This window comes from Faecalibacter bovis, assembly GCF_017948305.1.
Classification (GTDB): domain Bacteria; phylum Bacteroidota; class Bacteroidia; order Flavobacteriales; family Weeksellaceae; genus Empedobacter; species Empedobacter bovis.
In genome coordinates, this window is the sequence record NZ_CP072842.1 from 611753 (window position 1) to 628868 (window position 17116).

13 protein-coding genes and 1 tRNA gene are annotated in these 17116 nt (G+C 31.8%); 2 read left to right on the top strand and 12 right to left on the bottom strand.

All coding sequences use genetic code 11. The features are described 5' to 3' along the window. Position 1 precedes the first annotated feature (1 nt). From J9309_RS03015 to J9309_RS03030, 4 genes are all read right to left on the bottom strand, one after another. Positions 2-2914, bottom strand: coding sequence for a T9SS type A sorting domain-containing protein (locus J9309_RS03015; protein WP_230476964.1), 2913 nt, complete (start codon positions 2912-2914; stop codon positions 2-4). A gap of 104 nt (positions 2915-3018) precedes the next feature. After that, positions 3019-4071, bottom strand: coding sequence for an NAD(P)/FAD-dependent oxidoreductase (locus J9309_RS03020; RefSeq protein ID WP_230476965.1), 1053 nt, complete (start codon positions 4069-4071; stop codon positions 3019-3021). Positions 4072-4216: 145 nt separating this feature from the next. Beyond that, positions 4217-4290, bottom strand: a tRNA-Met gene (locus J9309_RS03025). 428 nt (positions 4291-4718) lie between these two features. After that, on the bottom strand, positions 4719-5900 hold the full coding sequence (locus tag J9309_RS03030; protein WP_230476966.1) for a pyridoxal phosphate-dependent aminotransferase: 1182 nt from the start codon (positions 5898-5900) through the stop codon (positions 4719-4721). Positions 5901-6014: 114 nt separating this feature from the next. Between J9309_RS03030 and tpx the strand changes: the two genes are divergently transcribed. Beyond that, positions 6015-6518: a thiol peroxidase gene (tpx, locus tag J9309_RS03035; RefSeq protein ID WP_230476967.1), complete on the top strand. Its 504-nt coding sequence runs from the start codon at positions 6015-6017 to the stop codon at positions 6516-6518. Between the two features lie 78 nt (positions 6519-6596). Here the strand turns inward: tpx and J9309_RS03040 are convergent, their stop codons facing one another. The 5 genes from J9309_RS03040 to J9309_RS03060 all read right to left on the bottom strand — a co-directional run bounded on the left by J9309_RS03040 (position 6597) and on the right by J9309_RS03060 (position 13859). Next, the gene (locus tag J9309_RS03040; protein ID WP_230476968.1) at positions 6597-7910 is read right to left on the bottom strand and encodes an OmpA family protein; all 1314 of its coding nucleotides are present in this window, start codon (positions 7908-7910) and stop codon (positions 6597-6599) included. A gap of 27 nt (positions 7911-7937) precedes the next feature. After that, complete coding sequence (locus tag J9309_RS03045) at positions 7938-8879, bottom strand: PorP/SprF family type IX secretion system membrane protein (RefSeq protein WP_230476969.1); 942 nt, start codon at positions 8877-8879, stop codon at positions 7938-7940. Between the two features lie 26 nt (positions 8880-8905). Next, positions 8906-11863, bottom strand: coding sequence for a T9SS type B sorting domain-containing protein (locus J9309_RS03050; RefSeq protein WP_230476970.1), 2958 nt, complete (start codon positions 11861-11863; stop codon positions 8906-8908). Positions 11864-11939: 76 nt separating this feature from the next. Further along, positions 11940-12830 (bottom strand): 3-hydroxybutyryl-CoA dehydrogenase, encoded by an 891-nt coding sequence (locus J9309_RS03055; protein ID WP_230476971.1) that lies wholly within the window; start codon positions 12828-12830, stop codon positions 11940-11942. A 24-nt stretch (positions 12831-12854) separates the two neighbouring features. Further along, positions 12855-13859: a Gfo/Idh/MocA family protein gene (locus J9309_RS03060; RefSeq protein ID WP_230476972.1), complete on the bottom strand. Its 1005-nt coding sequence runs from the start codon at positions 13857-13859 to the stop codon at positions 12855-12857. A gap of 72 nt (positions 13860-13931) precedes the next feature. Between J9309_RS03060 and J9309_RS03065 the strand changes: the two genes are divergently transcribed. Next, positions 13932-14579: a protein-L-isoaspartate(D-aspartate) O-methyltransferase gene (locus J9309_RS03065; RefSeq protein ID WP_230476973.1), complete on the top strand. Its 648-nt coding sequence runs from the start codon at positions 13932-13934 to the stop codon at positions 14577-14579. 40 nt (positions 14580-14619) lie between these two features. Here J9309_RS03065 and J9309_RS03070 read toward each other — a convergent pair whose 3' ends face one another. The 3 genes from J9309_RS03070 to J9309_RS03080 all read right to left on the bottom strand — a co-directional run bounded on the left by J9309_RS03070 (position 14620) and on the right by J9309_RS03080 (position 17073). Then, positions 14620-15048 (bottom strand): PepSY-like domain-containing protein, encoded by a 429-nt coding sequence (locus J9309_RS03070; RefSeq protein WP_230476974.1) that lies wholly within the window; start codon positions 15046-15048, stop codon positions 14620-14622. A 73-nt stretch (positions 15049-15121) separates the two neighbouring features. Next, positions 15122-16399, bottom strand: coding sequence for a sensor histidine kinase (locus tag J9309_RS03075; protein ID WP_230476975.1), 1278 nt, complete (start codon positions 16397-16399; stop codon positions 15122-15124). Positions 16400-16401: 2 nt separating this feature from the next. Continuing rightward, positions 16402-17073 (bottom strand): response regulator transcription factor, encoded by a 672-nt coding sequence (locus tag J9309_RS03080; RefSeq protein WP_230476976.1) that lies wholly within the window; start codon positions 17071-17073, stop codon positions 16402-16404. Between the last annotated feature and the right edge of the window lie 43 nt (positions 17074-17116).

Genomic DNA, 17116 nt, shown 5'->3' on the forward strand with positions numbered 1-17116 from the left:
GTTATTTTTTTATAAATTGATTAGAATAAGTTGATTTATCGGTTGAAATTTTTATAAAATATAAACCTTCTAAAAGTTGATTTGTTGATATTTTTAATTGATTATTTAAAATCGAATAGTTTGGGTTATTAAATCTCTTACCGTTCATATCAACAATATCAATCGTATTAACAATTTCGTTTTGGCTCAACTTTACGTTTAATTCATTACCCACTGGATTTGGATAGATTTTTAATTTTGTTTGCTTTTTTCCAGGATCTTCAGAGGTAGAATCTGATGTTGATAAACTAGTTAAATTTAACTGATTCGCATCTCCAGAAAACAATCGTTTTCCTGTTTGATTTGTTGATAAAATTGCATAAATTTTATCATCCAATACTTCAATATCAGTAAGAATATGATTAGTTGTTTGTCTTAATAACGTTTTATAATTACCGGTAACACGATAATCTCTACGACCTTCTTGATTAATAACTCCAAAAGTGTTAAGTTCAGAAGTATTAATAAAAAATAAATTATCGTTGATACATCTAACAGAATTGTCTCTATTTGCTAAGGAATTATCTAAGGCATCAATTGGCATTGTTCCACTAGCTGTTCCGTCAGTTTCGTATAAAATATTATCATCAGTTACAAAATAAACCTTGTTGTTACATTTTATAAATTTATTCATTTTTTTTGATGTAGTAAACAAGTCAAGATTCACAGATTCTGTATCATCAACTATCCAAACTTCGTAAATACCTGTTAAATTAGTATTTTTATAAACTAACATTTTATCGTTAAAAACAGCTTGATTTAAACCCGTAATTTCATTTTCTGAATAATAGTCAAATCCATTTCCTTCATTATACTGATTCATACTAACACCATTGTATTTATATAAATTCTGATTATAATTAACGATTAATTCACCATTAATTTTAGCTAAAATTCGGGATTTATTTATATCAGTTCCTTGTCTAAATTGATGTGCAATTTCGGCAGTAGGACCTCCTAAATTTGTACGCATTAAGGTTCCGTTATTCGTTCCTGAAGCAGAAAAATAATAATCACCATTCAACTCAAATAAACCTAAAAAAGAATCAGTTAACGTATAATCTTGTTCATTTGGTAAATTTGAAACAATGTTATTTTCGGTAGAATTTAATGGATTAAAATATAATTTAAATTTCCCTGTCGTCTGTGGATTCTCTCCTTTAAAATAAAAATATTCACCGTAAATATCAGCTTCCATAAAACCAAAGTCTTGATAGTAACGTTGGTTTCTATATAATAAATCGTAGGTGTTTGTCGCTAAATTTTCCTTATAAACACTGTGATGACTACTATTAACTTCATCTTCATGGATATAATAATTGACATTATTTTTATTTTTATATTTAGTCGAATATTGACTAAAACTTGAACTATTTAATTGCAATGAAAAGGGAAATCTTTCAATTTGAATATTTGGATGAGAAATTTTTAAAAGTTCTAAGTTTCCTAATGTAGCCAAAAGGTGATTTCCTCTATTCTTAAATTGACGAATTACAAAATTCCCTTTTAAATTAATATCCTCAAATAAACGATGTTCTCCTGTAATTGTATTATAGATCCATGGTTCATAACCTACATTAACATTATCTTTTTGATAAAAAATATTTTCACCATCAAATCCTATAAGATTTCTTTTCATTTCATATACATCCGAATTCGCATAAGTAAAATATGCTGTTACCATAGTGGTTCCTCCTCTGGTTCCATCACTTTTATAAATATAGCTATCTCCTCCAATGTATATATGATTTGGTGTTGATACAATAGTACTCCCATATGTATTTCGATATTCATCAACAATTAAATGCGTTTTATTGTCTTTAATTTTTATCAAACTATGAATACCAACTGTCGGAATAAACCATTCGTTATTTAATTTAACAGGATCAAAAATTTTTGACACATCTGGATTTATCGTAAAACCTGTACGCACAAACTCCAAAGGAATTAAAGTATTGGATGTGATTCTAAAAAAATCTAACTCAGAGAAATCACCATTATCCATCTGCGCCATAACATAAAAAATATCATCATCTAGTTTTATGATATTTTTATTGTTTGATTCACTAGTAAAACGACTTCTTTGGTTATTCTGAGTTGCTATTGTTGTACAATTTCCATCAATACAATCACTAACCACAACTTGATTGTTAATTGTGTTTCCAATCGTATTTATCAATTCAATAGATTCATCTTTTACAATATAATCATGAATCGTAAAATTTTCATCCGTAAAATTGGTTAGTTGAACAATTTCTCCAGTCGAAGAAAGTTTAAATACTTGGGAAATCGTATTTATTTTAGCACTAAAATAAAGTTGATTATTGTAGCTTTTTAAATCATAAATTTTCGAAAGTGGTAATTCTGTATCCAATGTTCCAGTACCTTCTAAAGTACCATCACTATAAGAGATAGCAGTCGCATTATTCCTATACTCACCTTTATCTACGTAATATAACTTTTCATTAACCACCGTAAACTGATCAGGACCTTCTACTTCCTGTAACCAACGAGTCGTTTCATTAGTAAGCCCTGTATGAAATACATTTAGTGTATAATTATTTCCGTTTCTAATTCTTCCTATAAAATATAACTCATTATCGTTTTTAGGAATAAGTACTTTAAAATCATGTATTTCGATGCCATCATGCGTTCTTTTAACCGAATTAAATACTCCATTTTCATGAGAATATAAATGAGTATCATAATTATTCGCTTCAAAAACCATTTTGTTTCCTAATTTCAAGAAATTATTAGGCTTTGATTCTGCATTGTCAGATCCATCATTATATAGTTCCAGATTAATATTTGTATAATTCTGGGCATTAGAAAATACTCCAGATAATATAAAAGCCGAAAATATTATTTTTTTCATTTTATATATATTGTGTTAATTAACTCAAATATATGATTATAAATAATTAACTCAATAAAAAAAGGAGCTCGAAGAGCTCCTTTTATGATATGTTTAAATTGATATTAATCAATTGCTTTTACAACTGCTTTTTCAGCTTCTTTACGTGTTCCGTCAAAACCATCCACTCCAGAAACTGTTGTATATTTTAACACAAATTTCTTTCCTGGGTTTAATTTGTTATAAACTGATTGACACATTAAAGTTGCTTCGTGGAATCCACATAAAATTAATTTTAATTTTCCTGGATATGTATTTACATCTCCAATCGCGTAAATTCCTTCGATATTCGTTTGATAATCTAAAGAGTTATCCACTTTAATCGCGTTTTTCTCAATTTCTAATCCCCAATTTGCAATAGGACCTAATTTTGGAGATAAACCAAATAACGGAATAAAATAATCTGTATCGATATCAAAAGTTTCACCTTCTTTCTCGATCACTAAAGCTTCAACTTTTCCATCACCTTTGATTCCGACAACCTCAGCTGGCGTAATTAAGTTGATTTTACCTTGTTTCTTTAATTCGATTACTTTATCCACAGAATCTAAAGCTCCACGGAATTCGTTACGACGATGGATTAAAGTTACCTCTGCAGCCACTTCTGCTAAGAAAATAGACCAATCTAACGCTGAATCTCCTCCTCCAGCAATTACAATTTTTTTGTCGCGGAATTGTTCTGGGTTTTTCACAAAATACTCCACTCCTTTTTCTTCGTAAGCTGCTAAATTATCAATTAAAGGTTTACGAGGCTCGAAAGAACCTAAACCACCTGCAATTGCAACAGCTTTACCATGAACTTGCGTTCCTTTATTTGTAGTAACGATAAAAGTACCGTCTTCTTGTTTATCAATTGTAGTAGCTTGTTCAGCTAAAGTAAATCCTGGCTCAAATTGTTTAATTTGTTCCATCAAATTATCAATTAATTCTCCTGCACCAACTGATGGATAACCTGGAATATCGAAAATAGGTTTTTTAGGATATAACTCTGCTAACTGACCTCCTGGTTGAGGTAACGCATCTATAATGTGACATCTTAATTTTAATAAACCTGCTTCGAACACAGCGAATAATCCTGTTGGTCCAGCACCGATAATAATTATATCTGTTTGAATCATTTTGTTTAAAACTTATTTAGAATACGACTAAATTGATCGCAAATTTAGTGAAATTGAACGATTTAAATGATGATTATCGTCAGAACACTGTTAATATTTCATCAAAAAAAAAAGCAGATTCGTAATGAATCTGCTTTTGAGGTCGTAGCGAAGAGCAGAATCGAACTGCCGACCTCAGGGTTATGAATCCTGCGCTCTAACCATCTGAGCTACCTCGCCTTGTTTTTAGTGGTGCAAATATAAGAGCATATTTCGGACTATACCAAATCTTTTTTGAAATATTTTTTAAGTTTTCTGGCTCTAAAAGGCTAATTAATTGATGTACAAAAAAATAAATTTTAAAATATTTTTTATTTTTTTTCAGTTTGAATGAATTTTGAAGCTTCTTTGATTAATTTGAAGAGAAAAAATAGCAGTAAAATATAAATCATAAGTATAAAAAAGGTCAAAAAATAAACTTCAAAATTATACTTATCTCCTTTTGTAAAGGTCAATCCATAAAATATCCAATAAAAGGATAATCCGTAGGCTAAAAATCCAGTAATAATTAAACCTAAAAAATTAAAAATTATATTTTTCATTCAACTAAAAATAAAAAACCTCAAACAAAAGTTTGAGGTTTTTTTAAATATTTTCTTTAGACAATATTAAGATAATGCCTTTTTAATACGAGCCATTGCTTCTTGTAATTCTTCTACAGATGCCGCGTAAGAAATACGAATACATTCTTTAGATCCAAATGCAGAACCTGAAACGATTGCTACTTGTGCATATTCTAAAATATATAATGCTAAATCATCTGCATTATTAATTGTTACCCCGTTGTATGTTTTTCCGAAAGTTTCAGATACATCTGGGAATAAATAGAATGCTCCTTTTGGTTCGTTTACTTTAAAACCTGGAATTTCTTTCGCCCAACCAATCATTAACTCACGACGTTCTGCAAAAGCATCAATCATGTATTTTACAGATGACGGATCTGCTTCTAAAGCTGTAATAGCTGCACGCTGTGCAATAGAATTTGTTCCAGAAGTAACTTGACCTTGTAATGTTTCACATGCTTTTGCTAACCAAGCTGGTGCACCGATGAAACCAATTCTCCAACCTGTCATTGCAAAGGCTTTTGCTAATCCATTAACAGTAACTGTTTGGTTGTAAACTTCTGGGAAAGATGCAATACTTACATTTTTTTCACCGTAAACAATGTGTTCATAAATTTCATCAGATATAATAATTACATTCGGGTGTTTTGCTAAAACTGTAGCTAAACCTTGTAATTCTTCTTTTGTATAAACCGATCCTGAAGGGTTACAAGGAGAAGAATATATAATCGCTTTTGTTTTATCAGTAATAGAAGCCTCTAATTGTGCTGGCGTAATTTTAAAATCATTTTCTAAAGTCGCTTCAACAAAAACTGGTGTTCCACCTGATAATTCAACAATATCAGAGTAAGAAACCCAATAAGGCGTTGGAATTACAACCTCATCACCATCGTCTACAATAGCCTGTAATACATTATAAATCGATTGTTTTGCTCCAGTAGAAACAACAATTTGATTTTGAGTGTACTCAATATTATTATCACGTTTAAATTTTGTGATAATTGCTTCTTTTAATTCTGGATAACCAGCAATTGGTGTATAAGCTGTATAATTTTCGTCTAATGCTTTTTTAGCAGCATCTTTAATGAAATCTGGCGTATTAAAATCAGGTTCCCCGATACTTAAACTAATAATGTCTAATCCTTGCGCTTTTAATTCTCTTGCCTTTGTAGACATCGCAATTGTAGCCGAAGGTTTTAAATTTTGTAGACGCTTTGAAAGTTGCATAATATTTGTGAATTATTTGTGTGTAAAATCTAATCTTCTTGCGAAGATAATTTATTCTCTTCAGAATTTGATTAAATTTATCCTGATTTAAATACCAAAAATTATCAAAATATTATGGCTCAAATTACATTTAAAGGAAATCCAATTCACACAAATGGTGAGTTGCCTAAAGTAGGAACAAATGCTCCTGAATTTGAATTAACTGCATCTGACTTAAGTTCTAAATCTTTAAAAGATTACGCAGGAAAATACGTTGTATTAAATATATTTCCTAGTGTAGATACAGGAATCTGCGCACAATCTGTTCGTACTTTTAATCAAGAATTATCAACTTTAGAAAATACTGTAGTATTATGTATCTCTAAAGATTTACCATTTGCACAAGCTCGTTTCTGTGGTGCTGAAGGATTAAATGATGTAATTTCGTTAGCAGATTACAAATCAGACGACTTTGCTAATAACTATGGTGTAAAAATGGTTGAAGGACCATTGGCTGGATTATTAAGCCGTGCTGTTGTAGTTGTGAATCCTGATGGAGAAGTGATTTATACTGAACAAGTTCCTGAAATTGCTCAAGAACCATCTTATGAAGCTGCAATTGCAGCAATTAAAGGTTAATAAAAAAATCTTTATTATTTATAAATAAAAAGGTCATCCAATTGGATGACCTTTTTTTATAGTTTGAAAAACGTTTGATTAATATTTTTCAAGAACAACCACACGACGGTTACATGCTCTACCTTCGTCTGTATCGTTAGTACATTTTGGATGTTTCTCACCAAATGCGCGAACTTCTAATTGTTCTGGTTTAATTCCTTCAGCAATTAATGCTTGACGTACTGCTTCTGCACGTTTTCTTGATAAGTTCATGTTATAATTATCAGAACCGATGCTATCAGCGAATCCATCTACGAAGTAATTACCACCTTTTTGTTTGATAATTTCAGCTGCAATTTTAGCACTTGCTTTACCATCAACAGTTAATTCAGATTTATTGTATTCGAATAATACGTTGCTAAATTCTGGAATTACTACTGGATCTGGAATAACAACTGGTGGCTCGATTGGTTTTGGTTTTTCAACTTTACAACCTTGCTCACAAGTGTATTCACCTGTTTCAAATCCTTCTGGACAAGCCTCATCTGGACACTTATCATCTTTATCGATAATTTTATCTCCATCACGATCAGGACAACCTTGGAATTCTACTAAACCAAACTCGTCTGGACAAGCATCTTCGAAATCGAATACACCGTCTTTATCTTTATCAGGACATCCATTTGTTCTTGGATCTTCTGTTCTGATTCCTGGTTCGTCTGGACATGCATCTTCATCATCGCAAACTCCGTCTTTGTCACGGTCTTTACAAACTTTTTCTCCGAATCTGAAGGCAACACCTGCTTTCACTTGGAAGAAATCGATGTAATCTGATTCCATTGCTGGTACCCAAACATATTGTGTTTCGATATTTAAACCAACTTTTTGCCAAATCCAAAAGTTAATTCCGGCACCACCTGATACGGCAAAGAAATTGTTATGGGCATTTTGTTCGTTCCCCATGATTTCACCTTCAACATCTTGTCCACCGTCGAAATGAATTCCACGATAAGGATGACGATAAAAATTAGCTCCGGCACGTAAATAAGGATCAAACCATGATTCTTCATTCAAGATATAACCATTCGTTAATTTATAACGTAAACCAGCACCAACTAACGACATAAATTCGTTGTTGTGGTTTAATCTAAAGTTATCAACCTCTCCGATAGAAGCTTGTACATCAACTGCGAATGAGCTATTTAAAGTTCTAGCAATTGTTAATTGTGATGGTGGTGGAACTGCCGACCAATTATCTGTAACGAAAAATTGATCAAACATACCACGTACACTGTTATGGTTAACAGCATGTGCCCCTGTAGACACATACCATTTTTTTGTTGTATTCTGCGCTTGCGCTTGATTACCAAATAATCCAATCAAAGCAACCGCTGTCAATAATAATTTTTTCATTTGTTTCTTTTATACGGTTCGAATGAATTATTGATGATTTGGACTAAAGAAATTCTCGATGTTATAACCTACGCTAATCGAAAATCCGTTATTTCCTTCGTTAGAAATATCAGATAAACCGATGTTGTAAGAAGCTCCGACATTAAAACGTCCGATTTCAGCTCCAACTGCTGGCGAAATAGCAGTAGCTTGGTTATTATCACCCCAAAAATCTGTACGGTAATTAGCTCCAACCCAAACTGCATTTTCATTAACTCTGAATTTTGCTCTTAAGTTAGCATCTAAACGACTTTCACTCTCTTCATTCATACGGTAAGCAACCATTGGTTCTAATTCGAAATTAGAAGAAATGTTTAATCTTTTACCTAACATCCCGTAATAGAACATTGGACTTGGCTCTAATTCATTTACCATTGGCGAATTATAACTTAAAGGAATGTCTAAAACAGATGCTGCTAATGTCCAACCTTTGTATTGTACAGAAGCTCCTAAATTTAAATAAGGAACAAAAACTGTAGATTGATCCATGTAAACAGGATCATTTAAATCTTCTGGTTGACCATCAAAACGAATCCCTGCAAAGCTTAAAGATGAACCGAATGAGAATTGACCATCTTGACGATTTTCAAATTCTCCAATTGGAATGTGATATGCAGCTGCTAAATTAAATGTGTTGGTAGAAGTGTTTCCATTTCTATCTTTCATAAAATATGCTCCAACAGCTAAACGATCTACCACTACACCGTGTAAACTAGCAATTGTAGTTTCTGGCGAGTTTGGTAAATTATCCCATTGTCTTCTATGAGAAACTTTAAATGCAATATCATCAGTAATCCCCGCAAAAGCTGGATTAATTAAAAACTTTTCTGATGTAAAGTATTGCTCATCAAATGGTAAACTTGACTGAGCAAATGCTGCCGAAGCAGCAAATATTGTAAGTACTGATAGTACGTGTTTAATCTTTTTCATAATTTGAGATACTGAATTAATACTTATTAATTGTTGTTATCTTTTGCAACACGACTCTTAACTGTTACACTTCCTGTGAACTTGCGTCCATCAGTTAATTTAATAACATACCAATAATCTGTAGATGGAGCTTTTTTACCATCTGCATAGAATCCGTCCCAAATTACATTTGAATCAATACGTTTTTCCACTAATAAACGTCCTGTACGATCGTAGATTTCTACTGAAGAACCTTGGTACATTTCGATACCTACAATTCTCCAAGTATCATTGATACCATCACCGTTTGGAGTAAACATAGTTGGAATAGAGAATATAGAGAATTCTCTTGTTGTAATACATCCATCAGCATTCTTAACAAATATTACATATTGTCCACCTGGAACATTAGTAAATGTGTTAGAATCCTGCCAGTTGATTCCGTCTAAACTATACTGTAAAGGCATAGCTTCTGATGTTGCTGTTACAGTTACCATTCTTTCGTTAATAGTAATATCTGTAATAGTTGCACCTACACCTTCTGTAACAACAATTTCTTGAGTACCTCTACATCCTGAAGCTGAAACCACTTCAACACCGTATGTACCTGGAACTGTAACTGTGAAAGTTTCTCCTGTTTCACCTACAACTTCTTCTCCGTTAAAGAACCATTTGTATGATAATGATTCACCTTGAATATTTGTAGTTGCACGAATTGGAACATTTCCGTCACAGATTGCAAAAGCATCTCCTAATGAAACTTCTAATTCAGTTAATGCAAAATCAATTGATTGAACAGATGAACATCCGTTTGCATCAATCACACGAACATAAACTTGGTTACCTATTGTTAATAAGTAGTTTGTAGGATCTGCAATTGGGTTTGTATTATTTTCTGCATCAATAGCAGTTGGATAATAAATGTAGCTTGGATTAGCAATAGAACCAGCTAATTGAGCTTGAGCTGATGTTAAATCTACCACTTCCATTCCTTCTCCATCTTCTGGAGTATCACAGAAAGTAATTGTAGCATTTTGTGCTCCTGTTAATTCAGAAACTTCAAAACGAATTACCACGATTGATGAACAACCTTGTGGATCAACAACTCTTACATAAGCTGTAGTTCCAGCTGTATAGTTGTAAGTTGTTGGTTCTGTAATTGGGTTAACATTAGATTCAGCATCTGCTAAATTAGCATAGTAAATAAATGAAACTCCTGGATAAGCTTGTAAAATTTCAGCTTCAACTACAGTTAAGTTTACAATTTCTACACCTAAACCATCTGTTAATGTATCACAATATGTAATGATTGGTTCTGTAATTCCAGTTAAATCTCTTAAAGTGAAAGAAATTTTTGCAACTGTAGAACATTCGTCTTCATTAATAACACGAACATAAACATCGTTTCCGATAGTTAAGTTATATGCTGTTGGGTTATCAATTTGATTTGTATTTGCTAAAGCATCATCTTCAGTTGGATAATACATAATTGTTGCACCTTGTAAATTTCCGATTAACTGTGGAGCAGCTAATGTTAAATCTACAACTTCTACACCTAAACCATCCGTAAATGAATCACAAATTTCTAAAGTAGCATTTGCAACACCTTCCATATCTGTCATCTGAATATCAATTTCAGCAATAGAAGTACATCCACCTAAGTTTAAAATAGAAGCATAAACTTTTGTATTAAATGGAGTTAAGTAAGATGAAGCATTTTCAATCTCATTTGTGCCATTTTCAGCATCCTCACGAGTTGGATAGTATTTAACTGTTGCATTTGTAATTCCACCCAAAATTTGAGCTTCTGCATTACGTAAATTCACTGTTTCAACACCTAATCCATCTTCCAATGAATCACAATATTCTAAAACTGCATTGTTTACAGTATTACTTGTATTGTTAAAAGTTACCTCTACAATTGTAAAACAATCATACTCGTTTTTAATACGGATAAATGCTTTTGAAGCATTACTAACCACGAATGCATTTGGTGTTGCAATAGCGTTAGTTTCCGCTTCAGCATCTTCACGCGTTGTAAAGTAAGAAGCAGTATAACCTTCTCTATTATCAACTAATACATTAAAAATATTGATTAAATCAACTGGTTCAGCTCCTTCTCCAGCAGCTTCAGTATCACAAAATGGAACATCTAAATCATCAAATGAAGGTGGATCTACAACGTTAAAATTCATACGTGTAACTTCAGCTTCACCTGTAATAAAGTTTTCAACTCTGAAGTATAATGGATTAGGATTGTTATCCTTATGCGCTGTATAAATCATCGAAGTTAAAGGTGTTCCAACACCTGTTTCAGCTTCCTCTTGATCTGTGAAAACTCTGTAGTATAACGCAGGATCATCATCCATAAGACTTAAAGCAATCGGTTCTAAATCCCAAGTTGCTGTTCCATCTCCAGAATCACATTTATTGAAGTGTTCCCCTGGAACTGTAATAGAACAATCCAGGTCTGCATCTCCACCAAATGAAATACTGAATCCTGTGTCTGAACTCCAACGGTCAATACCAATTAAAATTACGTCTCCTGGTTGTACATCATAGTGACGTTCGAAACCATCACCAGCTACACCTTGACATAAAGTCGGTGCATTTAAACGTAAACCGATACGACCTGAATTTCCACCCGCATTACGGTTTCCACGGTCAGCTAATGGTAAATTGTTAATGTCATCTACGGAAATATTTCCAACATCAGGTAATGGTGGATTTTGCCACGACATAAAGTCGTAATCTCGTTGATCATCTGATTGTACTTCGAATGTAAAAGTAGATCCTGAACGAATTTTAACTAAATAAAATACAATACGATTAGAATATGCAGTAGGTGCACAAGTAGAGCCTACATCAAAAGTAGTTGCTTGAGGGGGTCCTGCTGCAAATGCATCGTTAGAACAAACATAGTTCACGATACCTGTGTTATTTTGAGCAAAAGAAACCCCACTAAAACTGCATAGCGAAGCCAATGCAATTAGCGTTTTTCTCATGTGTTATTAGTGTTAATGTGTTAATTAATGTTAAAAGTAAGATAAATATTTATTTACTCCATAAGCTTTATGTTATTTATTTTGCAAATTGCTTTGCAAGCTTCTCAGCTTTTTTAGATTCTGAATAATCGTAGAATCCTTCACCAGACTTAACTCCCATTTTACCAGCAGTTACCATATTCACTAATAATGGACATGGAGCATACTTCGGATTTTTGAATCCATCGTAAAGAACTTCTAAAATCGATAAACAAACATCTAAACCAATAAAATCAGCTAATTGTAATGGTCCCATTGGGTGTGCCATTCCTAATTTCATAACTTGATCTATTTCCTCAACACCTGCAACTCCTTCATATAAAGAATAAATAGCTTCGTTGATCATTGGCATTAAAATACGGTTAGCGATAAAACCTGGATAATCGTTTACTTCTACTGGAATTTTATCTAATTGTTTAGACATTTCCATAATTGCAGTTGTAACCTTATCAGAAGTACTGTATCCTCTAATAATTTCAACCAATTTCATCATCGGAACTGGATTCATAAAATGCATTCCAATAACTTGCTCTGGACGTTTTGTAACAGATGCAATTTTTGTGATAGAAATTGAAGAGGTGTTTGATGCTAATACAGCATGCGCAGGAGCAACAGCGTCTAATTGTTGAAATATTTTCAATTTTAAATCAATGTTTTCAGTTGCAGCTTCTACTACTAAATCAGCTTCTTTTGCTCCTTCTTCAACACTTAAAAAAGTGGTAATATTTGCTAAAGTATTAGCCTTATCTTCTGCCGTAATTTTTTCTTTCGCTAACATACGATCCAAATTACCAGCAATAGTAGCCATACCTTTATCTAAACTTGCTTGTGCAACATCTACTAAGTTTACTTTAAATCCTGATTGTGCAAAAACGTGAGCAATTCCATTCCCCATTGTACCTGCTCCAATTACAGTAATGTTTTTCATTTTCTTGTGTTTTTATTTAAAAAATTATTCTTTTTCTATGTTTTGGTTTTGAATGACTTGTTGAGATTTTTCAAAATAATTGATAATCTCTAAAGCAACTTTTAAAGCATTGCGACCATCTTCTAACGAAACCTTGATTGGTAAATCATTAACAATAGAATCTGCAAAAGCTTCTAATTCATCTAAAATTGCATTATTAGGTAAAACTTCTGGATGTTCGAAAGCAATTTCCTTACGATCACCTTTATCATTTTGCCAAATCATCGCATATTCAGAAGGATTTTCTGGTGCTTGATGCATTTTAATGATTTCAGTTTTCTTTTCTAAGAAATCGATTGAAATATAGGCATCTCGCTGAAAAATACGCATTTTACGCATGTTCTTCATCGACATACGAGAGGTTGAAACATTTACTACGCAACCATTTTCAAACTCGATACGTGCGTTAGAAATATCTGGTGTATCAGAAATAACTGAAACGCCTGAAGAATGAATCGATTTAATTTCTGATTTTACAATCGATAAAATCACATCCAAATCATGAATCATTAAATCTAAAACAACCGGAACATCAGTTCCACGAGGATTAAATTCTGCCAAGCGATGAGTTTCAATAAACAAAGGCTCACCAATATGTGGTAAAGCAGATGTAAATGCAGGATTAAAACGTTCTACATGTCCAACTTGTGCTTTTAAACCTTTTGCATTCGACAATTCTATTAATGAATTTGCTTCCTCTAAAGTATTCGTGATTGGTTTTTCAACAAAGAAGTGTTTTCCTTTTTCTATCGCTTTTACAGCAACATCGTAATGCGATAAAGTAGGTGTTACAATATCCACAACATCTACTGCATCCATCAACTCGTCCATCGACTGGAAATACTTATATCCAAATTCAGCTTCAACTTTTTTTCCATTCTCTTCAAATGAATCAAAGAATCCAACTAATTCGTATTTTTCAGATTGATTTAATAATTTTAAATGTATTTTCCCAAGGTGTCCAGCACCGATTACGCCTACTTTTAACATTTCGTGTAGAATTTGCGATAAAATTAATGAGAATATGTTGTATTTAATGCATTTTTGTAAAAATTTTGGAAGATGTCTATAGACGATTTTAAAAGCCAAGGAAGAAGAAAAATGCTTGTTGATTTATTGATTTCCAAAGGAATTGATAACAAACAAGTTTTAAATGCCATTAACCAAATTCCACGTCATTTGTTTCTTGACAGTGCATTTTCAGAATATGCTTATATAGACGAAGCATTTCCAATTGCAGCTGGTCAAACTATATCTCATCCATATACGGTTGCATTTCAAACGCAATTATTAGATATTCAACCATTGGATAAAGTATTAGAAATTGGAACTGGAAGTGGTTATCAAACAGCAGTTTTAGTTGCTATGGGAGCCGAAGTTTTCACCATAGAAAGACAAAAGGAATTATACGATTTTTCAAAAATCATCTTAAAAAATATCCATTTCGAACCTCGTTATCAAACGTATGGCGATGGTTATAAAGGATTACCAACTTATGCACCTTTTGACAAAATTATAGTTACAGCTGGTGCGCCAGAAATTCCTAAAGAATTATTAAAACAATTAAAAATTGGAGGAATAATGGTAATTCCGATTGGAAATGAATCACAAAAAATGATTTCAATTTTAAGATTAAATGAGGAAAATTTTGAGATGTACGAATTCGGAAATTTCAAGTTTGTTCCGATGTTAGAAAGCCGTGAAAAATAAAAAAGTCCAACCTATTGGGTTGGACTTTCTCCTCTTATTTTTAATCATCAATTCTTTTAAAATTTCCTTTCGTATCGAATACTAAATCTAATCCATTAGATAATTCTACATCATAAGAAAATTTATTCTTTTCGATTTTAACAATCTTAGTATTTGGAAAACTTTTTTTGACGTAAGCTGCTATATTTTTCGGAGCAAAACCAGTTGGGATTGCATTACGATTTCCGTCAACTTCTTTCCAATTTCCGTTTCCGTCAAATTCAATTTTAGTACCATTTGCCATCAAAACATCATAATCTTTAGAGATGTAATCATTATCCAAAATAACTGTACTAACTTGTCCTTTTTGGAAATATTGTGAAATAAATTTTTGACCTTTTGAAGGTAATTGGTTAAACTGAACAACTTGCTCTTGTGCAAATGCTGATGTTCCTAACACGATTAATAATAAACTAACTAACTTTTTCATAACCTTGATTTTTTAATTTGATAGGACAAAGCTATGAGGTGATTTAGGAAAGAATTAGGAATAAATTAATTTTCTATATTTTTTTTAAAATAAATTGATGAAGTCCATTTTCAAATCGATAATCCAACTGCAACGTGTTTTGATTATTGATGATCGTTTGTACGATTGATAGTCCTAATCCATTACTATCCGAATGTGATCCTTGTTTGTAAAAACGGTTGTAAATCAAATCTAAATTTAATTCATTTGCATCACTTGAATTTGAAAAAATTAATTCATTTGCATTGGATTCAACTTTTATAATCTTGTTTTGATTATTATGTTTAATTGCATTTCTTAATAGATTTGAAATTAGAATTCGCGCTAAATCTTGATTAAATTGAACAAAGAAATTTTCAGAAAGATTTGTTTCTATATTAATTTCATTCGATTCAAATATCATTTCAAAATCCTCTAAAAGTTCATTCAAAATTGGAATAAAATCTAGCTTTTCCTGCGTTTTATATTGTTGATTTTCGATACGAGAAAGCATTAATAAAGACTTATTAAGATTTACCATTCGCCACAACGATTTTTTAGTTTCAACCAATTGAAGATAGGTTGATTCGTCTAATTTTTCGTTTTCCAAAATCAAGTCTATTTTATTAGACGCAATAGCAATTGGCGTTTGCAACTCGTGAGAAGCATTTTCTATAAATAATTTCTGATCTTTAAATACTTTTTCGTTTCGGTCAATCATCGTAGAAATTTCGTTTTGCAGAATATTAAATTCGAGCACGTTCGTTTCTATTTTTTCTAATTGATTTGCCTCCCCAAAACGATAGGTTTGCAATTGCTTCAAAATTAATTTAAAAGGTAATAATGCTTTATTTAATCCTATATGATTAATCAATAAAATACTAATCAAAATAACAAGATAAAGTACAATTAAAGATAACGTTAGATCATAAATCAAATCGCCTTCCTCTACAGTAGAAGTCCTAATTTCTAACGAATAAGGTTCCCCATTTTTCCCATAAAATCCTGTACGAAGTATACGATAAGGTTCTTCTTCCCCATCATAAGGCATAAAAACTAATTCGTTTGAAAATCGATTTATTTCATTGTACTCATTAATATTTACGGGTAAAATTCTGAATTGTGCTAAACCAAATTCGTTTGTTTTTACGATTTCATCATTCAAGTACGATTGCCTGATAATTTCTATTTTCTGATTTTTTAAACCGTCATCAACATTATCGTAAACCTCATCTAAAATGAATGAATGAAATAAAAAAGCCCAAATTCCAATAACAGCTAAAAGCGAAATGGTTAAGTATCTGAACGTATAATTTTTTAATGAAATTTTCATCCTTATATCAATTTATATCCGACACCATAAACAGCTTGTAAATCTGCTTCGGAACCTGAATCTTTTAATTTTTTTCGTAAATTTTTAATCTGCGAATAAATAAAATCTAAATTATCAACCATTTCGATATGATCGCCCCAAACGCTCTCTGCTAACGTAGTTTTCTGAAAAACTTTTTCTGGTCGTAGCAAGAAATAATACAGTAAATCATATTCTTTTCGATTCAATTTAATTTCTGTTGAGTTAATCAAAACTCTTCTATCATCCGGAAATAATTCGATATTTTTATAATTAATACTATTTTCTCCTTGTTGAGCATTCTTTCTGATAGCAACTTTTATTCGCGCATAAAGTTCTGCGAAATGAAAAGGTTTTGCCAAATAATCATCCGCACCAACTAACAAACCTTCTACTTTATCATCCACAGAATCTTTGGCAGACAAAATAATTACAGATGTATTTTTATTTGATTTGCGTAACTCCTTTAATAAATTCATTCCATTTCCGTCTGGCAACATCATATCCAATAAAATACAATCGTAATCAAAAGAAATAATCTTATCCAAACCTTCTTTATAAGTACTCGCCGTTTCTACAAGAATTTTTTCTTGAGTCAAAAAATCTATGATTGTTTTTTGTAATTCTATTTCATCTTCAACAACTAATACCTTCATAATAATTTTATTTTAAAAGAAAATTAAAATCTAAATCTGGAAT

What these genes read in the sequence shown, in the direction of transcription:
- J9309_RS03015 (WP_230476964.1), bottom strand. Translation starts at nt 2,914, where the DNA reads ATGAAAAAAATAATATTTTCGGCTTTTATATTATCTGGAGTATTTTCT.
- J9309_RS03020 (WP_230476965.1), bottom strand. Translation starts at nt 4,071, where the DNA reads ATGATTCAAACAGATATAATTATTATCGGTGCTGGACCAACAGGATTA.
- J9309_RS03030 (WP_230476966.1), bottom strand. Translation starts at nt 5,900, where the DNA reads ATGCAACTTTCAAAGCGTCTACAAAATTTAAAACCTTCGGCTACAATT.
- tpx (WP_230476967.1), top strand. Translation starts at nt 6,015, where the DNA reads ATGGCTCAAATTACATTTAAAGGAAATCCAATTCACACAAATGGTGAG.
- J9309_RS03040 (WP_230476968.1), bottom strand. Translation starts at nt 7,910, where the DNA reads ATGAAAAAATTATTATTGACAGCGGTTGCTTTGATTGGATTATTTGGT.
- J9309_RS03045 (WP_230476969.1), bottom strand. Translation starts at nt 8,879, where the DNA reads ATGAAAAAGATTAAACACGTACTATCAGTACTTACAATATTTGCTGCT.
- J9309_RS03050 (WP_230476970.1), bottom strand. Translation starts at nt 11,863, where the DNA reads ATGAGAAAAACGCTAATTGCATTGGCTTCGCTATGCAGTTTTAGTGGG.
- J9309_RS03055 (WP_230476971.1), bottom strand. Translation starts at nt 12,830, where the DNA reads ATGAAAAACATTACTGTAATTGGAGCAGGTACAATGGGGAATGGAATT.
- J9309_RS03060 (WP_230476972.1), bottom strand. Translation starts at nt 13,859, where the DNA reads ATGTTAAAAGTAGGCGTAATCGGTGCTGGACACCTTGGGAAAATACAT.
- J9309_RS03065 (WP_230476973.1), top strand. Translation starts at nt 13,932, where the DNA reads ATGTCTATAGACGATTTTAAAAGCCAAGGAAGAAGAAAAATGCTTGTT.
- J9309_RS03070 (WP_230476974.1), bottom strand. Translation starts at nt 15,048, where the DNA reads ATGAAAAAGTTAGTTAGTTTATTATTAATCGTGTTAGGAACATCAGCA.
- J9309_RS03075 (WP_230476975.1), bottom strand. Translation starts at nt 16,399, where the DNA reads ATGAAAATTTCATTAAAAAATTATACGTTCAGATACTTAACCATTTCG.
- J9309_RS03080 (WP_230476976.1), bottom strand. Translation starts at nt 17,073, where the DNA reads ATGAAGGTATTAGTTGTTGAAGATGAAATAGAATTACAAAAAACAATC.